The organism is Fulvivirga ulvae (assembly GCF_021389975.1).
In the GTDB taxonomy this organism is placed as follows: Bacteria; Bacteroidota; Bacteroidia; order Cytophagales; family Cyclobacteriaceae; genus Fulvivirga; species Fulvivirga ulvae.
In genome coordinates this window covers 752,046-775,401 of record NZ_CP089981.1, presented here as the reverse complement: position 1 = coordinate 775,401, position 23,356 = coordinate 752,046, and the positions used below count along the sequence as shown (strand labels likewise).

19 protein-coding genes are annotated in these 23,356 nt (G+C 42.7%); 15 read left to right on the top strand and 4 right to left on the bottom strand.

The annotated features are described in order from the left end of the window. Positions 1-147 precede the first annotated feature (147 nt). Positions 148-1,305: a hypothetical protein gene (locus LVD17_RS03295; RefSeq protein ID WP_233764739.1), complete on the bottom strand. Its 1,158-nt coding sequence runs from the start codon at positions 1,303-1,305 to the stop codon at positions 148-150. 264 nt (positions 1,306-1,569) lie between these two features. On the opposite strand from LVD17_RS03295, the gene LVD17_RS03290 reads away from it, so the two are divergent. From LVD17_RS03290 to LVD17_RS03280, 3 genes are all read left to right on the top strand, one after another. Beyond that, complete coding sequence (locus tag LVD17_RS03290; RefSeq protein ID WP_233764738.1) at positions 1,570-3,573, top strand: tetratricopeptide repeat-containing sensor histidine kinase; 2,004 nt, start codon at positions 1,570-1,572, stop codon at positions 3,571-3,573. Continuing rightward, a complete protein-coding gene (locus tag LVD17_RS03285) occupies positions 3,557-4,198 on the top strand; it encodes a response regulator transcription factor (RefSeq protein ID WP_233764736.1) in 642 nt (213 codons plus the stop codon). Before LVD17_RS03290 ends, LVD17_RS03285 begins: the two co-directional genes overlap by 17 nt. A gap of 220 nt (positions 4,199-4,418) precedes the next feature. Continuing rightward, positions 4,419-4,814: a hypothetical protein gene (locus LVD17_RS03280; protein WP_233764734.1), complete on the top strand. Its 396-nt coding sequence runs from the start codon at positions 4,419-4,421 to the stop codon at positions 4,812-4,814. 375 nt (positions 4,815-5,189) lie between these two features. Here LVD17_RS03280 and LVD17_RS03275 read toward each other — a convergent pair whose 3' ends face one another. Continuing rightward, positions 5,190-6,329, bottom strand: a complete 1,140-nt coding sequence (locus tag LVD17_RS03275; RefSeq protein ID WP_233764732.1) for an acyltransferase family protein — start codon at positions 6,327-6,329, stop codon at positions 5,190-5,192. 113 nt (positions 6,330-6,442) lie between these two features. Here LVD17_RS03275 and LVD17_RS03270 point away from each other — a divergent pair, with 113 nt between their 5' ends. Continuing rightward, a complete protein-coding gene (locus LVD17_RS03270) occupies positions 6,443-7,354 on the top strand; it encodes an AraC family transcriptional regulator (protein WP_233764730.1) in 912 nt (303 codons plus the stop codon). A 96-nt stretch (positions 7,355-7,450) separates the two neighbouring features. On the opposite strand, the gene LVD17_RS03265 is transcribed toward LVD17_RS03270, so the two are convergent. Further along, positions 7,451-8,146, bottom strand: coding sequence for a hypothetical protein (locus LVD17_RS03265; protein WP_233764729.1), 696 nt, complete (start codon positions 8,144-8,146; stop codon positions 7,451-7,453). Between the two features lie 155 nt (positions 8,147-8,301). On the opposite strand from LVD17_RS03265, the gene LVD17_RS03260 reads away from it, so the two are divergent. The 9 genes from LVD17_RS03260 to LVD17_RS03220 all read left to right on the top strand — a co-directional run bounded on the left by LVD17_RS03260 (position 8,302) and on the right by LVD17_RS03220 (position 21,034). Continuing rightward, positions 8,302-8,880, top strand: a complete 579-nt coding sequence (locus tag LVD17_RS03260; RefSeq protein ID WP_233764728.1) for a hypothetical protein — start codon at positions 8,302-8,304, stop codon at positions 8,878-8,880. Beyond that, positions 8,881-12,777 carry a zinc ribbon domain-containing protein gene (locus LVD17_RS03255; protein WP_233764725.1) on the top strand — a complete coding sequence of 1,299 codons (3,897 nt, stop codon included), beginning with the start codon at positions 8,881-8,883 and terminating at the stop codon, positions 12,775-12,777. Beyond that, the gene (locus LVD17_RS03250; protein WP_233764723.1) at positions 12,777-13,457 is read left to right on the top strand and encodes a DUF1266 domain-containing protein; all 681 of its coding nucleotides are present in this window, start codon (positions 12,777-12,779) and stop codon (positions 13,455-13,457) included. The genes LVD17_RS03255 and LVD17_RS03250 overlap by 1 nt, the downstream gene beginning before the upstream one ends. A gap of 3 nt (positions 13,458-13,460) precedes the next feature. Continuing rightward, positions 13,461-15,593, top strand: a complete 2,133-nt coding sequence (locus LVD17_RS03245; RefSeq protein ID WP_233764722.1) for a tetratricopeptide repeat protein — start codon at positions 13,461-13,463, stop codon at positions 15,591-15,593. A 440-nt stretch (positions 15,594-16,033) separates the two neighbouring features. After that, positions 16,034-16,852, top strand: coding sequence for an orotidine-5'-phosphate decarboxylase (gene pyrF, locus LVD17_RS03240; RefSeq protein ID WP_233764721.1), 819 nt, complete (start codon positions 16,034-16,036; stop codon positions 16,850-16,852). Positions 16,853-16,856: 4 nt separating this feature from the next. Then, positions 16,857-18,134 carry a DUF2851 family protein gene (locus LVD17_RS03235; protein WP_233764720.1) on the top strand — a complete coding sequence of 426 codons (1,278 nt, stop codon included), beginning with the start codon at positions 16,857-16,859 and terminating at the stop codon, positions 18,132-18,134. Then, positions 18,131-19,402 carry a hypothetical protein gene (locus LVD17_RS03230; RefSeq protein WP_233764719.1) on the top strand — a complete coding sequence of 424 codons (1,272 nt, stop codon included), beginning with the start codon at positions 18,131-18,133 and terminating at the stop codon, positions 19,400-19,402. The genes LVD17_RS03235 and LVD17_RS03230 overlap by 4 nt, the downstream gene beginning before the upstream one ends. Before the next feature lie 43 nt (positions 19,403-19,445). Beyond that, complete coding sequence (locus tag LVD17_RS03225; protein WP_233764718.1) at positions 19,446-20,084, top strand: NeuD/PglB/VioB family sugar acetyltransferase; 639 nt, start codon at positions 19,446-19,448, stop codon at positions 20,082-20,084. 92 nt (positions 20,085-20,176) lie between these two features. Next, positions 20,177-21,034 carry a nucleoside phosphorylase gene (locus LVD17_RS03220; RefSeq protein ID WP_233764717.1) on the top strand — a complete coding sequence of 286 codons (858 nt, stop codon included), beginning with the start codon at positions 20,177-20,179 and terminating at the stop codon, positions 21,032-21,034. Here the strand turns inward: LVD17_RS03220 and LVD17_RS03215 are convergent. After that, entirely contained in the window at positions 21,031-21,279 is a 249-nt protein-coding gene (locus tag LVD17_RS03215) for a hypothetical protein (RefSeq protein ID WP_233764716.1), read from the bottom strand. The genes LVD17_RS03220 and LVD17_RS03215 overlap by 4 nt on opposite strands. A 197-nt stretch (positions 21,280-21,476) precedes the next feature. Between LVD17_RS03215 and LVD17_RS03210 the strand changes: the two genes are divergently transcribed. Both LVD17_RS03210 and LVD17_RS03205 read left to right on the top strand, forming a co-directional pair. Next, positions 21,477-22,712, top strand: a complete 1,236-nt coding sequence (locus LVD17_RS03210) for a M16 family metallopeptidase (protein ID WP_233764715.1) — start codon at positions 21,477-21,479, stop codon at positions 22,710-22,712. Between the two features lie 4 nt (positions 22,713-22,716). Beyond that, positions 22,717-23,355, top strand: a complete 639-nt coding sequence (locus LVD17_RS03205) for an O-methyltransferase (protein WP_233764714.1) — start codon at positions 22,717-22,719, stop codon at positions 23,353-23,355. Position 23,356: the final 1 nt, after the last annotated feature.

Genomic DNA, 23,356 nt, shown 5'->3' with positions numbered 1-23,356 from the left:
GCCGGAGGATCAGTAAAGCGAAGATTATGCTTGCAGTACTTACGATTATGATTAGCCGTTTCATTGGTGGTTAAGGTTGAATAAACAGGTTAATGAATAATAACCCTGAGAGTGCTGTTGACCCTCAGGGTTATTTAACCGCTACAATTAGTTTTGCTTGGCCAGGATCAGGATGATAGGGTCAAGAGACTCTTCGTCGTAGCTGGTAACAATCAGTATCTGGTCATTTCCATTGACAAGCAAGGCCGCAGCCATATCAGAGACATCATTGTCCTCATCAAAATTCATACTGCCCAGCACTCGTCCATTGATCACATTCTCTACGATCACCACCGCGCCTTCATCGTTGTCTATTGTGCCGGTTTCAATGTTGGTGTATGCGTATCCCGTGCCTATCATGTTGTCCAGGTCATTTTTGGCAAAAGACAGCTTTACGGGTACCGATTGCTCATCATTGTTTTTAGGCAGGTAAGCTATACCATTGTAAGTGTTGTCCAGCAGTGCATCTTTAGTAGCATCAGCATCAGTTTTAAGTGCAAATACGCCACCGTTGCCATAGCCAAAGTCCATCATCATAGCACCTGCATTGGTAAATTGTCCCTGAGCTACGGTTTTACCACCCTCCATAATTTCCACAAAGCCATTATTCACACATGTGGCAATAGGCAGGCCTTCGATAGCACCAGTGTCCGTACATGCACCATCATTGACACAGTCAAGGCTGAACTTATAACCGGATATATCGAAGCCGTCGCCAGAGGCAGCGAAATCAACATAACCAAAGGCCTCATCCGTAATAGGATCAAAGTCTGACTGACCACCCGGGGCTGTTATTATATAGTTGTACGATCCGGGTATGTTGGCGCAGTCTCCCTCAGGTACCATGGCTATAATATCACCTTTGATGCTGCCTTCCGGTTTGATGATCATGGTCATTCCTGGTATTTCGAGTGCATAAAACCAGGCACTGCCATCGGTGGGTATTTCATCATTGGCAGGTGCTGCACTGGTAATGGTAACCTTCATGAAGCCGGAGGGGAAAGTTTCAAAAGTACCTTCAATAGTGATGTCATCGCTGGTGTCATCAAACGTACCATAATCCCACGAAGCTGTCATATGCCCCTGCTCTTTGTCCAGGCTCCACGTCCATACATCACCCGGGCTTTGGGTGCCCACATAAACCTCTGCAACTTCCGGGTTTACGAAGGGGACATCAGCAGGTACTACTTTGTTGTCATCATCGCTACAGCTTGCTATCATTAAGATGCCGGAAAGTATCAGTGCATTCACAAATATCTTTTTCATAATTTCAAGTGTTTTCTTTTTGTTTACTTTCATGAATGTAGCGGGTATGTAAGTACCACATATTGATACATTTACAAATACACCCTTTCGATTGACGGATTGACATTTTGAATTGATAGCCATAATCGGGTAAAATGGAAATTCCTCACTGACCTGGCCAGAGTTTTTGTAAATCACGGAATTAGGTGATGTATAAGTGCTGTAGATAGCATAAATTGCAAGCTTTTGGTGTTTGAATATCTAGCCTGATCCCATACTGGAAAGATGATTGCAACTTTAAGGATAACCATACCTCTACTTCTGGCCTTGTGCTTTTATAGCCCGGCCCTGGGCCAGGAAAAGAGCAGGCAGGAAGTGAAGCTTGACTCGCTTTTTGATGAATATGTCAATGTGGTGCATACTTCACCGGTAGAGGCCAAGCTGATTGCAGATAAAATACTACAGATCAGTGAGGAGAATAGCTATGACATATATGCCGCCAAAGCCCATTATTTACTAGGTAACCTGGCCTATAAAAAAGGGGAATTCAGTACAACTATTGAAGAAATTAATACCGCCATTGACCTCCTTGCCCGTAACGGTGTGCAGAAAGGCTTGCCTGCCTGCTATAACCTTCTGGCTGTGGCTTACAAAAATATGGGTATGCTATCAGAGGCTACGGAGCATTTTATGTCAGGCTTGCAACTGGCAAAACAGCTGGGAGATAAACGACATGAGGGGAATACATACCAGAATATTGCGCTAATATACTTTCAACAGCAGAAATACGGACAGGCCATGGAGAACCTGGATCGCGCCAAAGAGATTTATGAGGCGATCAATGATCAAGGTGGTTTGATAGATATCATGTTCAATTATGCCAATATCCATAAGGAACAGGGCAATTATGAAAAGGCACGAGAGCAATATCTGGAAGTATTGGCTTATTTCGAAGGGGTAGAGCACTATTCCAAAGTGGCTTATGTAAATATTAACCTCTCCCAGATGCTGGTAGAGGAAGAACGCTATAAAGAAGCTGTTCCGCTATTGAAGAAAACTTTGCAACTGTTGGAGAAGCTCAATCTGCATTCAGATATGGCCATTGTTTATAACGATCTGGGCCTGTCAAACATGAACCTGGGAAACCTGAATGTCGCTATACAATATTTTGACAAGGCACTGAAAATCATTGACATTGACAATCCACCGTATTTTACAGGCGAGGTCTACAAAAACCTGTCTCAACTTTACCGGATGAAAGGGGATTATAAAAAGGCCCTCTTGTACTATGAGCAATATGTAGCCTACGAGGAGAGTGTCAATTCGCTAGAAAAAGAAAAATATCAGGAAGAACTTGAGCAGGAATATGAAACAGCCCTAAAGGAAACGCGCATTGCACTGCTGGAGCGGGAGAAGTCGTTGAAAGAAGCAGAGCTGCAAAAGTCGGAACTACAGGAAAAACGCCAGCGACTGGTTAAGAATGTATTTATTGCAGGCTTCCTCCTGGTTCTGCTCACCCTCATTATTTTGCGGTATTTTTATGTCCAAAAAATGAAAGCCCAGCGCCGGCTGGCTGAGCAGCAGGAAGAGAACTCGCGGCAAGCCATCAATCAGCTCATCAAGGACTACAAGCTTACAGTTATAGAACGCTACCAGGAGGGGCAGGAGCAAGAGAGGTCACGCATAGCGCGGGAGATACATGACGGTATAGGCAGTGACCTGGCCAGCCTGAAAATGATGCTGGAGCACTACCTGGAACATAAAGGTATGGATCACAATGCCGGCAGGATCATGACCGGTATTCAGAATGCCTGCAAAGACATCCGTAACCTTTCTCATCAGTTGCACCCGCTGCCATTTTCCCAAACCGGCTTCTCAAGCTTCCTGAAAGACTTTCTTGTCCAAAAAACCAATGATGGAAAACTAAGGATCAATACCTTCTTTTTTCCGGAAAAAGATATTGACCGGCTCCCGGATATTTTGCTGGCTGATGTATACAGGATCCTGCAGGAGTTGGTGAATAATATCGTACAGCATGCCGATGCCCGTGAAGCCGAAGTACAGCTTACCCTGCATGAAGCATATATCAACATTGTAGTAAATGACAACGGGCAAGGAATCCCTCAAGGGAAAAAAGCCTCAGGTATAGGCCTGCGCAATATCCGTGAACGCCTGGAAGCACTTGCAGGAACCATGTCCATAGAAAGCTCCGAAAAGGGCACTTTAGTAAATATAGATATACCTTTGATCAACCACAGTAATATAATTTCAGATGAAGAAGCAGCATAACATCATACTCGCCGATGACCACATTATGTTTTTGGAAGGCCTGCATACAATCATTAGCGAAATACCTGAGATAGGCGACATTCATCTGGCTACAGAGGGGCAGCAGGTTATCCGCTTGATGAAGCAATTCCCAATTGACCTGATCATCAGCGATATTAATATGCCCAAAATGGACGGTTTGACCCTATTGGCAGAGGCAAAAAAGCAAATGCCAGAGGTTAAATTCATGATCCTGAGTATGCTCGACGATGCAAGAACAGTCCAGAAAGTCATTCAACGCAATGCTGATGGTTTTGTACTTAAAATGGCTGATAAGAAAGAGCTCAAAAAAGCCGTGCAGGAAGTTTTGAAAGGGGAAAAGTATTATTCAGAGGTAGTTAAAAAAACGTACATGGAAAGCGTTTTTGAACGTAAAAAACACCAGCACGTTGAGTTGTCCCAAAGGGAAAAAGAAGTGTTGAAACTCCTCAGCGAGGAGCTGACCTCCAAAGAGATCTCCGAGCGTTTCTTCATTTCCGTAAATACCGTAGAAACCCACAGAAAAAACATCCTCCTGAAAACAGGAAGTAAAACCACAGTAGGAGCTGTAAAGTTTGCCATAGAAAATGGCTTTCTGGATGATTAAACAACCACTAAATTAAGCACGTCCACCCCCACAAGTCATTCTGATGCAGGAAGAACCAACCCAAGTAAATTACTACTCACCGTTCAATCCGTACAGACAAACCAAGATAGCTCCAAAACACCTCACGGAAAACCATGACTTTACGATTTCATGGACATCGGGTAAAAGAGGGCGCATGGCACATCATAAATTTGTACCAGGTTATTAAAAATTATAAAATATGGGACTTCAAGAGAAAAAAGCAATTAACGCCATTAAAGAACAGTATTTTGGTGACTACCAGAAAGAACTTAATGAAGTAGTAGGAAAAGAATTGCCTATTGAGATCAACTGGGAAACGTTCGATTTGAATTCAATTAAATTTATTCCAAGTGTATGCCTGCAACGTACGGTAGACGCTTTCAAAGAAGTGTGCTCCGACAAAGACGGAAAAGAAGCAGTACAAGAAAGCATTAACAGGATAGAAGTAAACAACATTGAAGAAGCCAATGCAGGAGAACTAAAAAGCCTGAGCCTGTCTAACGGCACATTCCTGATCAACGCATGCTACGGCGGCCACCACAGCGGCTTTTTCACCGACACCGATATGAAAGACTACCTCGAAAGCAACTTGTAAGAAGAGAAAAAATTGAAAGCCTGGCCTCTAAAACCAGGCTTTTTATTTGTAACCCATACCAGTACTCCACCCTTGCCTGTCCCCCGACAGGCACTCTAAGCAGTCAGGGAACAAACAAGCAGATGGTCCCCTGACAAACCCTTCGCTACTGAAGCATTACTTTGTGCAGCATTAGATGGCTGTCGGGGGACAGCCATTGGGACGGGAGCGAGTTTTATACAAGAGGCTGCGGTTTTATTATGCCCAATATTACTTATGCAGTCCTTTTAAAGTTCCTTTAAGACCTGTCAATTATCTTACAAAGAATATAATGCAAATATATCTCGTTATTGTATGCCATTCTCAGCCCGAGTATAAGAGGTTTCATCACTTACATTACCTTTTAATTTTAGTTAAAAATTTACTTTTTAACCATGATCGAATCGGCATATCGTATAATTTCATGGCAACAAAGGCAACAATAATAGAAATTATCATTGTCAAAATTGCAAACGGCCAACTTTCTTCTAGTGTATAATTATTATTTGATACCCAAGCCATGTATATATATACAATTGGAAAATGAGTGATGTAAATTGGATAAGAAATATCCCCTAAAAACTTACTCAATTTAGCTATTTTACCTGTTACTTCTCCACTGGCTCCCATCCATACAATAAATGGAAACACGACAATTAAGCAAAAACACTCATACAAACCATTTTGCCAGAAATTTTCATGTCCCCCAATTCGTGGCACAGACAAACAAGTAATTAATAGGATAGACGTATATAAAAAGGAATTTTTTAACTTACTTACTTTAACTGTCCTGGCTAATAATATTCCAGCCAAAAATGGAAACGCCAGGCGAGTAAAACCAATCTTCAACTGCGCGGGGTCATCAATAGCCCAACCTCCAATAATATCACCATGAGGGTTTGTCAAAGCATATTGAACAGTAATACCCATAGCTATTAATACCAAAATGGACATCATTTTATTAGATAGTCTTCGTAAAATCAGGGCATATGAAATATTTGCGATCTCTTCAAAAAATAGCGTCCATGCAGGGCCATTGAGGGGAAACATTTCATTCCAACCTCTAATGTCTAATCCTTTTCCAACTGGAATAAGAAAACAACCCATAATCATTAAAAACACCACTTTCCATACAGGTGTTTCAGCAATTCTACTCCAGCCCAGAATCTCGGAATATTGAAAATAAAACAATACAGCACCGAATATTGATCCAAAGATGAGCATGGGTTGTAAGCGAATTATTCTTCGTTTAAAAAAATGCCCCAAGGACATAATATTCCATCGATCATCATAAGCATAGCTAATTACATATCCTGATAAAATAAAAAAGAAATCGACCGCTAAATACCCATGATTTATTAACTGTTTTGTATGATCTCCCCCTGAATAAATCTCCAGCACATGAAATAAAACAACAACTAAGGCTGCTACCCCTCGCAATCCATCCAAAATCTTGTAATGAGGCTTTGATTTTAATAGGCTATTACTCTCGGTCATATTTAATCTAATGTTTTGACTGCTAAAGTTAAAGAGGGGCTAGTAAATCCAAGTTGCGTTATTTTCGAATAACATTGTCTTATATTTGTATTTACTCATAAATTAAAATCCATTTGTCTGATATTATAAAATATTGTCATACTGTTAGCATTTCAAATCAATCTTTCAAGTTTGACCATGTTCATATAAAATGGGACAAGCAAATTCACTTACACAGACAAGATTTTTGGGAAATAGCGTATATAATTACTGGAGGGGGTACCAGAATTGTTGGAGATAACGTAGCGCCTTTTAGTGAAGGAGAAGTAATATTAATCCCTCCCCATATTCCACATTGCTGGTCTTTTGATGAATTCACCCACGATGATGAGGGGAAAATTGAAAATATTTGCTTGTTTTTTTCTACTGACTTGTTAATTCAATTAAAAACAACTTTTCCTGAGTTAACTGAACAAATAACGAGTATCAATAAAATCTCAAATGGCATAGAGTTTAAAGAACACGCATTGGTTAAACTTCAAGATACCTTAAGACTAATGCTTAAACAGAATCCTTCAGAAAGAGTACTTTCTTTTTTATCAATCTTATCTGCTATAGCAAATACCCGAAATACAAATATTGTTGGTCAGCCAATTGCAGAAGGACGGAACACCAAAAAAATGCAAATCTTGGAACTCTATGTGATGAATAACTTTCAAAACAATATCTCACTAAATGATGTATCAAAATTTATGGGTATGGAGAAATCATCATTCTGCGTATTTTTTAAGAGAAATAAGAATGTGACTTTTTTTCAATACTTAACAGCATATAGAATTACATCTTCGTGTAAACTCCTAATAAACTCAGATTTGACCATATCTGAAATCGCATATTCGTGCGGCTTCAGAGATATCCCCTATTTCAACCGAATGTTTAAAAAGATTAAAGGAATGACTCCGAGTAAATATAGAGAAAGTAAAAGACATACCCCTCCCTTGGTCGGGGGACAGACCAAGGAGGTGGAGACTTCTACTGAGAAGTAATACAGTGCAAACCCTGAAAGGGTCAAATCACAATACAATAGCCCAACCCCCGTGCCTGTCCCCTGACAGGTCACGCATCTGTCAAGCAACAGATATCTAAAGAAGCTTTTCAATACTTTCCAGCAACTCCTTAGCGTTAAACTTCCTTTTTAGCCCCCTTTCAATATTAAAATACAGCTCAAGATTACTTCCGGATAGACTCGTTTTATTTTCATGGCCAGGGATAATACTAACCGTCGTTACTGCCTCTGCCAAAGCCGCCTTTCCAAACTTATCTTTACAAATTGATGTGAGTACAGTAACCGTATCATCTATTAAGCATGTGGCATAATAGCGGTCTGCCGGTGAGGCATCTTCAGGAAGGTTTAGCTTTAGGGTAATACTCTCCCCCACAGAAGAAGAAAGTACAGCACTTTCCTCTCTCAACAGTGCCTTTAATTTAATGCCCGTAAGTACATCTCCCGGAGCGGGCTCAAAGGGAATAACTCCATCTGAAAGCTCGTGCAACCAGTCATTAGCCTGCAATACTTCTACTGCTTGTAAAATACTGCTTCGAATATACATTAGCTCCGGCTTTTCCTCAGCAATGTGCGCTAACAACAGCATTTGCTCCCTTTCATCAAAATCAATCAGGTAACCTGACGCATACCCCCCTCCTGCAAAAGAAACCCTTAATAAAGGTAATTTGGGGTTATCTGATCCTTTTTCCCGTTCCACTGTGCTGATCAATGTCTTAAGAATAGCATCCGGTGCCTGGGCCTTCAATTTTAATAGTGTATTTAGCTTCATCATTCATTTATTATAATGTGTTGGTAAGCAAAGTTGACATCCATTCTTAAAGCTTCACTCACTGTATTCCGTGATTTTCAATATTCATCAACAGTGGTGAAAAGCCTTCATCCCCAGTCAGATACCTTTGTTTTAGGAATTTTAACAAGAACAGACGCATGGAAGAAGATAAAAAGATCCCCAAACTTTTGGTGAATATTTTGAAATCCAAAGGACTAAATGACGATCACATCGCATTGTTGGAAGACGCTGGAATATCAAGTAAAACCGATTTTGAATTTATTGGAGACCCACAAACCTTCATGGATATTACCGGCCTTGATGAAGAAGTAAGCCAAAAAGTGATGGAGTGGGCTGTAGGTTCCAAAAAACAGGCTCAGCAAGAGGCAAAGCCGGAAGAGCAACAATCACAGCAGCAGATCATTGTTGAAGGCTCGGATGTGGTGAAGTGTGTACACTGTGGCACCCGCCAGCCTAAGGACTACAAAACCGGCGATCTGTGCCTGTCATGCGGTAATCAGGCAGAGCCCGTGCTCAACTGCCACTGGTGCCTGAGCTCAGGACCGGGCAAGTTTTGTCGTGAATGCGGCGCTGAGTTTGTCGGCTCATCAGATTTTGAAATAGCTCTTTACCTCAAGCGCGAAGGCGAGTCTAAAAATGCCATTGTAAATATGGTCAAGAATATGACCGCACAGGAAAAGGAAAACATCTGGGCAAAAGTAAGGAGATCGAGATAAATGTCTATTGTAGTCTATTGTGAAAAGTGCGACGCCAGGCAGCCCAATGACTGGAAGGCAGGAGACTCCTGTACAACCTGCGGAGGCATGGTCAGGGAAGAGGTGCGCTGCACCTGGTGCGTAAAGCTGACACCCAAGGGCAAGTTTTGTAAGCACTGCGGAAGTGAGGTTCAGCCGGAAAAGTATTTTGGGGCAGCTCGAATTTTAAAAAGTATCGGCGTAGACCAGATGGAACTGGGGGAGAAGCTAAGAGAACTCCCCGCACCCAAACTTGAGCAATACCAAAGCAAGTACAACCGGCATTTGGCCGTAGTACAAAGGGTTGTCGAAGATATGCAGCGCCTGGAAAAAATGGTAGTTATCCAGGGGCAGCAGAAATACTCCCTGATCGAGGATGAACTGCTCAATAAAATTCCGTTTGATGATGAAACCCTTGCAGACAGGGAAAAGTATGCCACTCAGCGGATAGAAAGCGACCTGGGATTTCTACGCCGACGCGGCGAACTGACGTCAAAGGTTAACCTTCAATTGGCGGGAGCCGCTTATTACAGATGGCAACCTCAGCAATTGACAGAGAGCCATCAGTATATTTCGCAACAGATCTTTGAGCATATTGTTGATGAAAAATCATTTCACCGGGAAGAATGGGCCTTGCTACTGGGCCATCTTCATGCATTTAAAAATACCTTCGACTGGACTCCTTTCCGAAAGAACACTACCCTAAAGAATGGCAAAAGCTTTCTTGAGACCCTTACCTCAGTACTGGAACCTTTACTGGACATACCCTACCTGCAACCTTATGCAGCAGTGGCCTTGGTGCATGTGTTAAAACAGTTAGACCAAACCAATTACCTCGCCTATCGGCGCTATGAATTTCTAGCAAAGGAAGCACTTGATAATACTGATAATAACCTCCGGCTTGCCGCAGGGTTTTTATTTGAAAATGAAAGCGTAATAGCTACCGTAGCCAGACAGGATAGTCCCGCAGGTACTGAGGCACTTCACTGGCTGTTGCAGAAAGACTCTGGCATAATTGCAGATGTGGTTATAGGAGATAGCCTGAGCCATGCACAGTTTTTAGCTATTGAAAGCTGGATAAAGAACCTGAATAGCGAGTATGATAAAGCCCTGGAGCATTGGCACCAGCGAAGATTCAGACTGGAAGAGAAGCAGCGGGAAAGAAGATCGCAGCTTTTTAATGAAAGTGCGGTATCCGATTACCAGTCCAGGGAAGAAGAGGAAGCACGTGAAAGAGCAGCTTTGGAGGAGCAGAAGCCACAGCCGCCTGTAAGCCCGGAGGGGCTGGAGGTGCTGTCCGGTTATGCCTTGAATATGATCGTTGATGCTCGCGACTTCAAGGATGCCGTGGAGGAAGATGCAGAGGGTACACCACTCTATCTGCGCATCCTTGGTTTTGCCGTCAGCTATGGAATACTTACACAGGAACAGCTTAACGCCATTGTTTCTAATAGCGAAACCTACGATCGCAGAGATGCAGTGGGTGTATTACTGTCGGTGCCATCCCATTATGGCCTGGATTATAGCCAGTCATACAAGTATTACTTTACCGCTTCAAAAGCATATGAAGCATATCAGGAAGGTTTCGAACATATTGAGAGCTGGCTGGAGCCATTAAGAGCAGGCCATTATCCCGCCCGGCAAGCCCTTGATAAAGCACTTAAATTTGTTAAAGACCATTATTCCTATACTTCAGTCAAAGATGATCGCACCCGCAACATTTTACTCGATGTCCTGCATCTGCTTTTGGAGGCTACCAATGAGGTCTCATATCATACCGCGGCTTTCGTCATTACCCAGGCCTTGGATATTCGCAATTACCTGCTGTCTGAGTGGTATGCAGATGCTGCTATCCGATATGGATTTTGCTGCCGCAGCCACTATTATATTTCAGGGTCGCCAGAGCCCCGTAAATTCGAGATAGGAGATACATTTATTGAGGATTTCTTCGAAAGAAGTTGGGAGAGTTTTATCCAAACCTACAATCGGCTGGCATCGGTGGGCAGTAGACTGGCGCATGGCCCTGCCGACCTGGTAAAAAATTGGATTGATTATAATCCAGCGGCTTTGGCCGGGCAGTTGTCTGCCAACCCTGACTGGGCGCTTCAGACCATTGATGCACTTAAAGAAGGATTGCTGATCCAGGGAACCCAGGGCATACTGCACATCCGGACTGAGGATGGTGAATATCCTTTAATAGAAGCCCTTGCCCTTAAAAAATGGGATATGGCCGATGTTGCCTTGTATTACCACCGACCCGGCGAGCTACATTATCATCAGCCAGAGGGCTGCCTGAAACGCTTTTATGAATGGCTTACAGGCAATGAGGGCATTAATTATTACAGTCCCGCCTTTGAAAAATATGCCCGGCACTTTTTCACCTTTTCCGCCGATGCCAAAAAAATACCTGCAGGAATGATACCCCTGTGGCTTAGCGAAAGTGCAGCCTGCAATAATGATCAAAAGAAGAAGGCGTTTTTCGAAGACCAGTTTAGTGTACTGGTACCGTTGGGGTGCAACAACCCTTTGGCAACAGTACTCAGGGAAGGAGAAGCCTTTCAGCTTACCAGCGACTATATTTTTGAGCATATATTTAATGGATTCGGAGAAGTAGTAGCCTATGCAAAAGCTAACTTCCACTATGGTTTGAAGTCGGCTGCCAATCGGTTTGTGCTCCAGGCACTCTATCATGCCAAAGATGAGCTGATTGACCGCAGTGAAAACGAGGAAGAACTGGCAGAGCTGGTTACAGCACTTTCAGCATTGGCACTCAACCAGCACGAAGCCAAAATGTATAATGACTATTGGCTGAGCTACCTCATAGAGGTGATTATAGCCCAGCGTAATGGCTTCACTAATAGGTTTGGGTTTTTGAATGTGGTATGGAAGCTTGGAGGTTTGCACTACAGCATCAGCGAAAAAATTTATGACTTTGTAAAAGAAAACATCAGCGAATGTATTGAACGCGACCCTGAGACCGGTTTGAACGCCCTGTATGCTTATTATGAAGATTATTTCTTTGGCAACCGCATTGATGCCAAATGGGTCATCTATGTTTTACAGGAGAGAACCCGTGAGATTGCCAGGGCATTTGAGCAGCATGAGGAGCTTTTCATTGAGAAGGGCCGGTTCATGCTGGAGTACATAACCAGGGAAATACATATAGGGGACGCTGACCAGAGACGTACCCTGGGAGAGCTTGAAAAGCACTTTTATGCCGTGATAGAGCAGGTATCCCCTGCGAAGATGCCGAGAGAACTGATAGGCGGGATCCGGGAGCAGATCAATGCCATGAAAATTTCATTGCATATCAGCTCAAAACTTGAGCGCTGGATGGAGGAGCATGGGTTTGCCGTGGAGGACGAAGTACCGGTTCCAGAGCCTTCTATCCAGGAAGAAGAGGTGCAATTGCCTGATAATATAGATTATGACCCTGAAGAAATACATATGGATATGATGCAGTTGAGCACCTTCATGTCCACCTTTCAGGCAAATAAAGATCAGGTAGAAACACTTATCAACCATCTGCCTTACTATAAAAAAGACAGGACCGATAATCCCATGATGCTCTCCATACTGATGATGAAACAGGCAGAGATCAAAGCATTCCTTGCCGAAGACATGAGCGCGGCCATAGCCCTATACCAGAAGCTGCTGGAAATAATACTCGACCCCTTATGCGAACCCAACGGGCCATTTCCAGGGTATGGACAAATGACAGCGCTAATGATGCCTCAGATGTTGGAAGGTTCCATGTTTGCCATGCAGTATATCCATTCGCTGGAAACCATGGCATCGTCAGGAGCGTATTCAGCGTCTCATCAGGAAGTACTCGTGAGCTTAACAGAACAATTGAAAAGTCAACAAACAATATCATAATGGAACAGGAACATTTAAGCGATGAGATGTACTGGGGACTTAGCTTGTCAGCACTCACCATGCAAAGCCTGGGCAACTGCAATCACCAAACTCTATTTGGGTTTGATGGTAAGGATGAAAAAGTGAAGGACTTTCTCAAATCATACCTGTACAGTATCGGCATTTTCAATACTAAAGAAGCCAAAGACCGCTTGTACCATTACCGGCACGACCAGATGCATAACCGGATGTTCATGGAGGCAGTACACCATTTTGATTTGCTATCGGAAGCCGAATTTAAAGGTCACCTGAATGCCCTGGAAACTCCGCTTGAAGTGAAGCGGTGCAAAATAGCATGGCTTTACAGGCATGAGCTCAAAGAAACAGGTATACGCGGCCATGAAATTGCACAATACGTGATGCTCATGAGGCTTTATGGAGCATACGGATACCTGGAAGAGGATGAGATCAGGCGGAGGTTATATGACATAGCCGGGGAGGTGCGCCAAAAATTTGATAGCTGGGATCATTTCCATCAAAATGTTCTGGCAGGAGATCAGTATGTAAAAGGCTATGAAATACATGATCATAGCAATGTATTAATTTCTAATCCATTGATTGCTGCCTATTATTCAATAAGCAATTCCATGCGTAAAGCAGACTCTCCATTTTACCAACTCAACTGGTCAGAACAAAAGTAAATTATGACATCATCATTCATCACCTGTATAGATCAGGCTAAAATTGCATACAAAAACCGGTTAGCGGAAGATATGTACGCTGCATTGGTTGAAGCAAAAGACATCCTAAATCAGGCAGAACAGGATAGCGAGCCTGTAGACGCAAAAGAGCAGGCAACATATAACCGCTTGTGGATGTTGTATTGTGGCTGGCAAAAAACAAATGAGGCCTATGATATACTGACGCAGCATTTGACGACGCTGGAAGGCCTGGGGCATGCAACCTCTGAAGATTACCTGCAACTGACCGGGCTGGCAGATTGCCGACTGGAAGACTTTGAGAAAATCATCCCGCTGTACCCGGAAAATCATAAGTTGATTCTCGATCTGGGGAAATATTATCTACACCACAAAGACTTTGAAAAGGCAATACTTTGCTTCCGGCAGGTACTAAAATATTGTGCAGGGCATCATCTCGCTCTGACCTATTTGTATCAGAGTCAGCATCAGTTGCTCATAAGTCATTGTGGTACGAATCTGTCGGACATTAAAGAGGGGGATTTGGGTAAAGTTCTGGCCCTGACCCATGAAATGGCCAACAGCAAACTTTATCTTGAGCTACTGAAAAAATATGAAGGGGTAAATCAGACTTTAGAAACAAATTATCTGGTTTATACAGCAACCGCTTACGCTCGCATAGGGCAATGGGAGGAGGCATCAAAGTTATGGAATGCACTGCCAGAGGATGCTGGTTTGCCGGTTGACGGTATACTGATCCGGGCCGAATATTATAACCTGTCAAGGCAGTACCCCAAAACCATTACACTGTTGAAAGGTTGGGTTGAGCGTTATCAATCCCAGAGCCATGAAGCACAAAGCTTACAGGAGCTGCTGACGGTATGGCAATCTGATAGAAGCACCACCATATACCAGCAGTTAAAGGTGTATATGCTATTAGCAACGGCCTTTCTTCAAACTGAGAAACAAGCAGAGGCTATCCAAACCTTTGAGAAAGCGCTGGCTTTAAAAGCTGACGATCCGGTTGTATTGCAGGGGACAGCTAAAACGTATTTTACAATTGGTGAATTTGAAAAAGCTATTGAGCTGATGAAAAAGGCCCGCTGCAATGGCCTCCAGGAAAAATTCTTTCTGAGCACTATGGCAGGGTTTTATTTCCAGGGCGGAGACTGGCAAAGTACCCAAACAGTACTTGAAGAGTATCATAAAAGGGAAATACCCATACCCCAGACCTTGTATCATTCAGGAGTTGCTAATTATCATTTGGGTAATTTTCAGAAAGCATACCACCTGTTGTCGCAGTGCATCGCCGGAAATCACAGTTACCGGGCAGGAGGGTTGTATTACAGAATCCTGCTGTTGAGGGCTAACCATAAGTTTAACGAGGCCATTGAAGACATCAGGCAGCTTTTGCCTTATTATTCCAATGAAAGCGCCGATTACTGGCATATCATGCTGCTTTTGGGCGATATGGCCTATCAGCTCGGCGACTACGATCATGCCTATGAATACCTTGTAAATGTACATGCACGCCTCCCGCTTAAAAACCCGCACAGGCTCTATCTACAAATGTTAATACATCGGGGCCATGGCAGAGGGCAGGAACCGGCAGTGGATATAGAAAAACTGAGCGAGTCAACATTAATCGAGCAGCCAAAAGATGCCACCGACTTTGTGCATAATGCCAATGTATACCAACAGCTAGGCCGCAAAAAAGATGCTTCTGTGGCATTTGAAAAAGCAGGCGAGGCAGGGTATGCACCGGAGCTACATTATAAAAAGGCATTTTATGCAGCCTTTGAAGCCGAAGACTATGATCGTGTAACGAGCCTGTACGAAAAAATCCATACCAGCAATCCTGCTTTATTTAACCAGGACCTCTATTCCAGATATGCCTTTGCCTTGTTTAAAGCAGGCGACTATAACGGGACGATCGAGGCATACAAAACCATGCTATATACTTATCCCGGCATATCTGCCGACGAAGGTATATTGATGAAATGGGGAAGAGTGATCACCGAGGCCTATTACCTTGCAGGTAATTACGGTGAAGCCGTTCGTTATGCCAGTATCATGCTCAGCAAAATGAAACAACCTGACGAATGGTACGTGGATCTTCTACAGGGAGTGAAGTCGTGAGTGTTTAGTCGTGAGTCATGAGTAGATAAGTATTGAGTATGGTGGAGGAAAGCTCTCAAAAAGCAGCGTCTCCATACTTAATACTAAAATCTCAAGACTAATTTACAGTCGTGAGTATTGAGTTGGTAGCCTTGAGTGAGAGTGGAGGAAAGCTCTCAAAAAGTGGCATCTCAATACTCATTACTAAAATCTCAAGACTAATTTACAGTTGTAAGTATTGAGTAGGTAGCCTTGAGTAAGAGTGGAGGAAAGCTCTCAAAAAGTGGCGTCTCAATACTCATTACTAAAATCTCAAGACTAATTTATAGTCGTGAGTCTTGAGTTGGTAGTCTTGAGTAAGAGTGGAGGAAAGCTCTCAAAAAGCGGCATCTCAATACTCATTACTAAAATCTCAAGACTAAAAATAGGCATGTTCATGAACATATTTATATTTTTGTTTCATGAACAAAGCCCAGCTATTTCAGCAAATACAGAAGAAAAACTCCTACCTCTGTGTAGGTTTGGATACAGACCTTTCAAAGATCCCTGCACACCTGCTTAAACTTGAAGACCCGGTTTTCGAATTCAATAAGCAGATTATAGATGCCACCAAAGAATATGCGATAGCCTATAAACCCAATATAGCCTTTTATGAAGCACTGGGGCCAAAGGGTTGGGAGAGTCTTGCCAAAACCTTGGAGTACATCCCGAAAGATATATTCACTATAGCAGATGCCAAGCGTGGGGATATAGGAAATACGTCTAAACTGTATGCCAAAGCATTTTTCGAGACTATGAACTTCGACTCCATCACGGTAGCGCCTTACATGGGTGAAGATTCCGTTACCCCATTTCTGGAGTTTGATGATAAGTGGGTGATCCTGCTGGCCCATACTTCAAATGCCGGCAGCAATGATTTTCAGTTGCTTACCGACAGGGAGTCAGGGCAGGCTTTTTATGAAAAGGTGATTTTAAAGAGCAGGGAGTGGGCAAATTCAGACCAACTTATGTTTGTGGTTGGTGCTACCAGGGCTGATAAAATAGAAAAGATAAGAGAGCTTGCACCTGATAACTTCTTCCTGGTCCCCGGCGTGGGAGCACAGGGAGGAAGCCTTGAAGATGTATCTAAATATGGATTGAATAAGGAGTGCGGCCTGCTGGTCAACTCCTCCAGAGGGATCATATACGCCTCAACCGGTGAAGATTTTGCTGAGGTTGCCAGCCGCGAAGCTTTGGCTATCCAAAAGAACATGGCTATTTACCTGGATAAATATATGTAACGGCATGCAGGAGGCATTTTTACACTTTGTTTGGCAGTATCAATACTTCAATAAAAGCGCTCTGTCAACCACCGACGGAGCAAAAGTTAATATCATTTACCCCGGCATGCATAATACGGATGCTGGCCCGGATTTTAAGGAAGCCATTATTCAAATTGGTAATATCGAATGGAGAGGCCATGTAGAACTGCATATACATTCGGCTGACTGGACTTACCATAAACACCATACTGACACGGCCTATAACAATGTGGTTTTGCATGTGGTCTGGCAAAGCAACCAGGAAGCCAAAAGGGCAGATGGTACCATACTGCCGGTGATTGAACTTCAGGGACTTATAGATGAAAGGGTGATTTTCGACTATAAAAAACTCATCAATAACCCTTCGGAGATCCGGTGCGAAAAGCAATTGAAACAAGTTTCGGATATTACCTGGCTTTCAGCACTGGATAAAGTTTTGATGGAGCGACTGTCAGTGAAAGCGGAGGCAGTAAAAGCACTTTACCAAAGCAACCGAAACGACTGGGAAGAAACGGCATATCAGCTTCTTGCCAAAAACTTTGGTTTCAAGATCAACAGTGAACCATTTCAGGGATTAGCAGAATCCCTTCCTTACAAAATCATTAAAAAGCACGCAGGTAACCAGCTTCAGGTTGAAGCCCTTGTCTTTGGTCAGGCCGGATTATTGGGGCAGAAGTCCGTAGATGAATATGAGCAGGCACTGCTAAAAGAATATAATTTTCTAAAACACAAATATAACCTGACCGACCGGCTGCAGGCCATGCAGTGGAAGCTGTTGAGACTTCGTCCTGCCAACTTTCCCACCGTGCGACTGGCCCAGTTTTCAAAACTGTTGAGCCAAACGCCGTCCTTATTTCAGAACCTGTTGGAGACAGGCTCTGCCAAAGACCTGAAAAAATTATTCAAAATACAGGTTTCAGAGTATTGGCAGCACCACTATCAGTTTGGTACATACTCAGAGAAAAAAGTGCCCACTCTCGGTAGCAGTAGCATTGAAAATATTGCCATCAACACCGTAGCCCCATTGCTGGCGACCTATGGCAGGTATGTTGATGATCAGGCCTTTGTAGACAAGGCCATCTCTCTGCTACAGGAAATGAAGGCAGAGAAAAACCGCATCATCAATCATTGGTCTGTTCTGGATATCAATGTTGCTACAGCATTTGACTCACAGGCGCTAATCCAGCTTTATAACGAATACTGCATCAAAAGAAGGTGCTTGTCCTGTAATGTAGGGGCTTCTTTAATTCGCAGCAAGTGAGCTGGCTCTTCTACATTTTCGATATTGCTATTTTAGCGTTGCTTATCAGAACCCTGCTAAAGAGATATAGTCATTCTCCTTTAAAAAAGTTTTTTGCCCCGGCATTGTTGCTAAAGCTTGGTGCAGGTATTTTGCTGGGGCTGCTGTACAAAAGCTATTACGAAGGCGGTGACACCTGGGTCTATTATCATGAAGCTGTTAAACTCACAACACTTTTTAAGAGCAGTCCCATCGATTATATCAAATTTCTGTTGCTCTCCCAGGGTGATGTTTTAAGTGCCATGCAGTATCATGGTCAGCCCCGCGCATTGTTCGTGGTTAAAATTTTGAGCATAGTCAACCTCATTACAGCAGATAATTATTGGTTATCCTCTGCATTTTTTTCCTTTTTTAGTTTTACAGGCCTATGGATGCTCGCCAATCGACTTGTCGGGATTTATCAAAACAAACAGTTGGCCATAGTCTTATCATTGCTATTCTTCCCGTCTATTCTATTCTGGAGTTCCGGTATTATTAAAGAATCCCTTGCATTAGGAGCTATGGCATTCCTTATCCATTCCTTTTTGGGGTATATATTCAGATATAAAACTATTAACATTTATCTGCTGGCAGACCTATTGATGCTCTTTATCCTATGGAACACCAAATACTACTACGCTGGCCTGTTGCTCCTCTTCATCACCGCCATAAGCCTTACGCTCTATATTAAAAAGAAGTTTGTAGTAATAGGTCGCTCTCCGGCATACCAGCTGTCACTGTTCGGGCTGTTGTGTGTACTATGTCTTCTGATAGCCACTTCTTTGCACCCCAACTTTTACCTGCACCGTCTTCCATCAGTCATTTATGACAACTACCAAGCCTTTATTGGAAAATCGGATGTGAACGACATTATCTATTATTATTCACTTGAGCCCAACTGGCCCAGCATGTTGGCTCATTCACCCAAAGCATTGCTTTCCGGCCTTTTTCGACCTTTTTTGGGAGAGCGGACAGATTTGTTAAAAATAGTAGCCGGCGTAGAGAACCTGTATATATTTCTGCTTACCATCAGCGCATTTTTTAAAATTCCGCGTAAGCTGACCGATGAAAGCCGGCTATTGTTAATCGGTGCTATTGCCTATTGCATGGTGCTTTGCATTTTTCTGGCTTTGTCAACTCCCAACTTCGGGACACTCATAAGGTATAAAGTAGGTTTTCTACCTATTCTGCTATTGATAGCGACCTTAAATAATCCCATAATAGAAAAATTGAATAGATTGGTTAAGTAACTGTTAGCGCATAACTTTGCGGTTCAAATCTTAAATAAATACTATGAAGAATCCGGTGATCATATTTGGTGCGAACAACCTGGGACGCGCCGCAAGGGACATATTTGCCAGTAACGATATCGTAATTTACTGTTTTCTTGATGATGATGCCTCACTTCACGGCACTGAACTGGATGAGATCAGTGTACTTGGTAAAACCGATGATGATGGTTATTTAAAGCTTATTGGTAAAAAGTGCGAAGCCTTTGTAGCCATAGATGAGAACAAATACAGAAAAGGTATTGTGAAAATGCTCAATGAGCGCAGGAAAGTGATGCCCGTTAATGCTATTCACAGGGCTTCTGTTATTGCAGAGACCGCTCATATAGGTCACGGTAATTTCATTAATATGGGCGTGAAGGTTGCTGACAATGCCAAGGTATCAAACCATTGCATACTACATACCAACGCAGTAATAGACTATAGTGCGCAAATAGGAGATTTTGTACAGGTAGGAGCAGGCAGTGTTGTTAACGCCGGTGCAGTGGTAGGCGATGAGGTTTTTATCGGCTCGGGCGTTACTATAGTAGGAGGTGTAAAAATAGGTAAAGGGGCAAGAATAGGGGCAGGGTCCGTAGTGATAAAAGAGGTGAAGGCTGGTGAGACGGTATTTGGCAATCCGGCAGTACCTGTTAATACCTGAAGCCTGCATCATTAATAAACTGTTATTTAATACTAAAAAATTTCTTTATCACATCTAAATAGCTATCTTTTGAAGCTTTAATGCTTTTATGAATGGGAAAAATTCCGGAATCCGAACTAATCCTGAATAAGGATAGGAGTGTTTATCATCTTAATTTAAAACCAAACCAGATCACGGATACCATAATTACTGTCGGAGACCCCAGCAGGGTTTACATGGTCAGTAAATATTTCGATGATGTTGAGTTTGAAATGAACAGGAGGGAGTTCATTACTCACAGAGGCACATATAACGGTAAGAAAATCACCGTGATAAGTACCGGCATGGGTACGGACAATATAGAGATATTTTTTACGGAACTGGACGCACTCGCCAACATAGATCTGCGTAAGCGTGAGCTTAAAGGGCGAAAAAGAAAGCTGAAAATCATTAGGATAGGCACTTCCGGAGCTCTGCAGGAGGATATACCGCTGGGCTCACACCTGGTATCTGACTATGCCGTGGGGCTGGATACGCTTATGTGCTTTTATGATTTTCCTCAGGAGGGCAAAGAAAAAGAGATAGGGGAAAAATTGCAGCATCAGATAGGTTTGCCATTTACTCCCTATGTTGCTCAAGGTTCACAATCATTGAAGGATCAGATTGGCGGAGATATGATCATAGGGAATACGGTAACTTGCCCGGGGTTCTACGCACCGCAGGGGAGAAGGATAAGACTGGAACTCAAATACCCTAAATTGATGGAGACACTTAACTATTTTCATCATAACGATTTCTGGCTGACAAACTTTGAAATGGAAACAGCAGGATACTACTCTATGGGACGTATGCTCGGGCATGAAGTGCTCAGTGTAAATGCCATTATTGCCAACAGAATTCAAAATAAGTTTGCTAAAAATTCAACTGAAGTGGTAGATAACCTGATCAAAAAGGTGCTGGACCGTATCTAACGTGCTTTCATACTCTTCATGTCAAGTATTTGTCGTTTGGCAAAAGAAGGATCATAGTTATTATAAAAACCAGAGAGTATCTTATGAGCAATGTGTGAAATGATAAGCTCTTCATCGGCTTTACCTTCTTTGCCGACCCAGTAAACCCGCTTAGGGTGCTTTTTCATATCTTCTACATATTCGCGGGCTTTATTATATTGCTCTTCGGTGTAGTTGAGTACGAAAGTAGTTTCTACAGTTTCCATTTCTTATAAATTTTAAGTAGCATCTATTTCTAATACAATCACTATGCCAGTGAAAAGTTCCCTTGAAGTTGTTTAATGCAGGTTTTTGCCAATAATAACTGCCCGAGAGCGGTCGTTTATGTTCGCTCATGGGATAACGGGATTACTGCTCTTAAACCGATTTTTCTTGTAAATTTGCAGCTTGAAGGACTTGTATAATGGTTGATTACGAGATGCATACCCTGTCAAATGGGATCAGGGTCTTACATAAACAGGTTAGCAATACCAAAATTGCACACTGCGGCTTTATGCTCGACATCGGCAGCCGGGATGAAACAGAGGATAATCAGGGAATAGCCCATTTTTGGGAGCATATGGCCTTTAAAGGAACTCGTAAAAGAAAGGCTTTCCATATTCTGAACCGTATTGATTCTGTAGGTGGTGAGATCAACGCCTATACTACGAAAGAGAAAATTGCTTTCTATGCCTCTGTTCTTGATAATTATTTTGAGAAGGCTGTGGAACTGCTGACTGATATCACTTTTGACTCTGTCTTTCCTGAAAAGCAGATAGAAAAGGAACGAAATGTGATACTTGAGGAGATGGCCATGTACTATGACAGCCCCGAGGACGCTATTCAGGACGATTTCGATACCCTTGTGTTTCAGGGGCATCCTTTGGGTATGAATATTCTAGGTACTGCGGAGAGCGTCAGATCATTCCATCGTGATGACTTTACCCGGTTTATAAAGGCCAACATCAGTACGGAGAGACTGGTGTTTTGTTCAGTAGCAAACCTGCCCTTAAAAAAAGTAATCAGGCTTGCCGAAAAGTATTTAAAGGATGTGCCGGCACTTACGGCAGGCAGAGAGCGCAAACCCTTCAGCGGATATACCCCAGCCGTAAAAAAAGTAAAGCGAAACCTTACACAGGCGCAATTTGCTATTGGTCGGGGTGATGCATATGCTGATAACTCCGTGAAGAGACTACCATTTTTCATGTTGGTAAACATACTTGGTGGCCCGGGTATGAACTCCAGGTTAAACCTGGCTTTACGGGAAAAGCATGGATTTGTCTATTCTATAGATGCCAGCTACCAGGCATATACCGACACAGGTTTGTTTGGAATATTTTTTGGCACTGAGCCTAAACAACTCAACAGAAGCGTTCGTTTGGTTAAAAAAGAACTTCAAAGGCTGAAGGAAAAACCACTAGGTATAAAACAGCTCCATACAGCTAAGGAACAGCTTATGGGGCAGCTGGCGATGGCCGAAGAAAACAATATAAGCTTGATGCTTATGATGGGAAAGAGTATATTGGATAGAAATAAGATCGAATCTCTCGACGAGATATTCAATAAAATAAAGAACACAACAGCAAAAGAACTGCAAGACCTGGCCAATGAAATGTTTGACGAAAACCAATTGAGTCAGTTAATTTTTTTACCTGATTAGCACTATGGATTTTTTAAGCGAAGAGTTACAGCGATATGTTGAAGAGCATACTACACCTGAAACAGAGGTTCTTCAAAAACTAAACAGGGATACACACGCTAAAGTAATGAAGCCAAGAATGTTATCAGGGCACTTGCAAGGGCGTATCCTATCTGCTTTCAGTCACATGATCAAACCGGAAAACATCCTTGAGATTGGTACCTATACCGGGTATTCGGCTATTTGCATGGCAGAAGGTTTGCAAGATGGCGGAAAACTATATACCCTGGACATTAACGAGGAGCTTGAGGCTATGGTAAGGAGCTATTTTAAACAAGCGGGCCAGGAAGATAAGATTGATTACCGTATTGGTAATGCATTAGATATTATTCCTACCCTGAAGGTTTTATTTGACCTTGTCTTTATTGATGCGGACAAGGTAAATTATTCTAATTATTTTGACCTTGTTATTGACAAAGTGAAAACCGGAGGCTTTATTATTGCTGATAATGTGCTCTGGAGTGGAAAAGTGGTGAATGAAGGAAAAATTGATAAAGACACCCGGGTTATGCTCGATTTTAATACCAGAATGCATAATGACGAACGTGTGGAAAACGTTCTTTTTCCTGTAAGAGATGGATTGATGGTAATGAGAAAAATTTAAA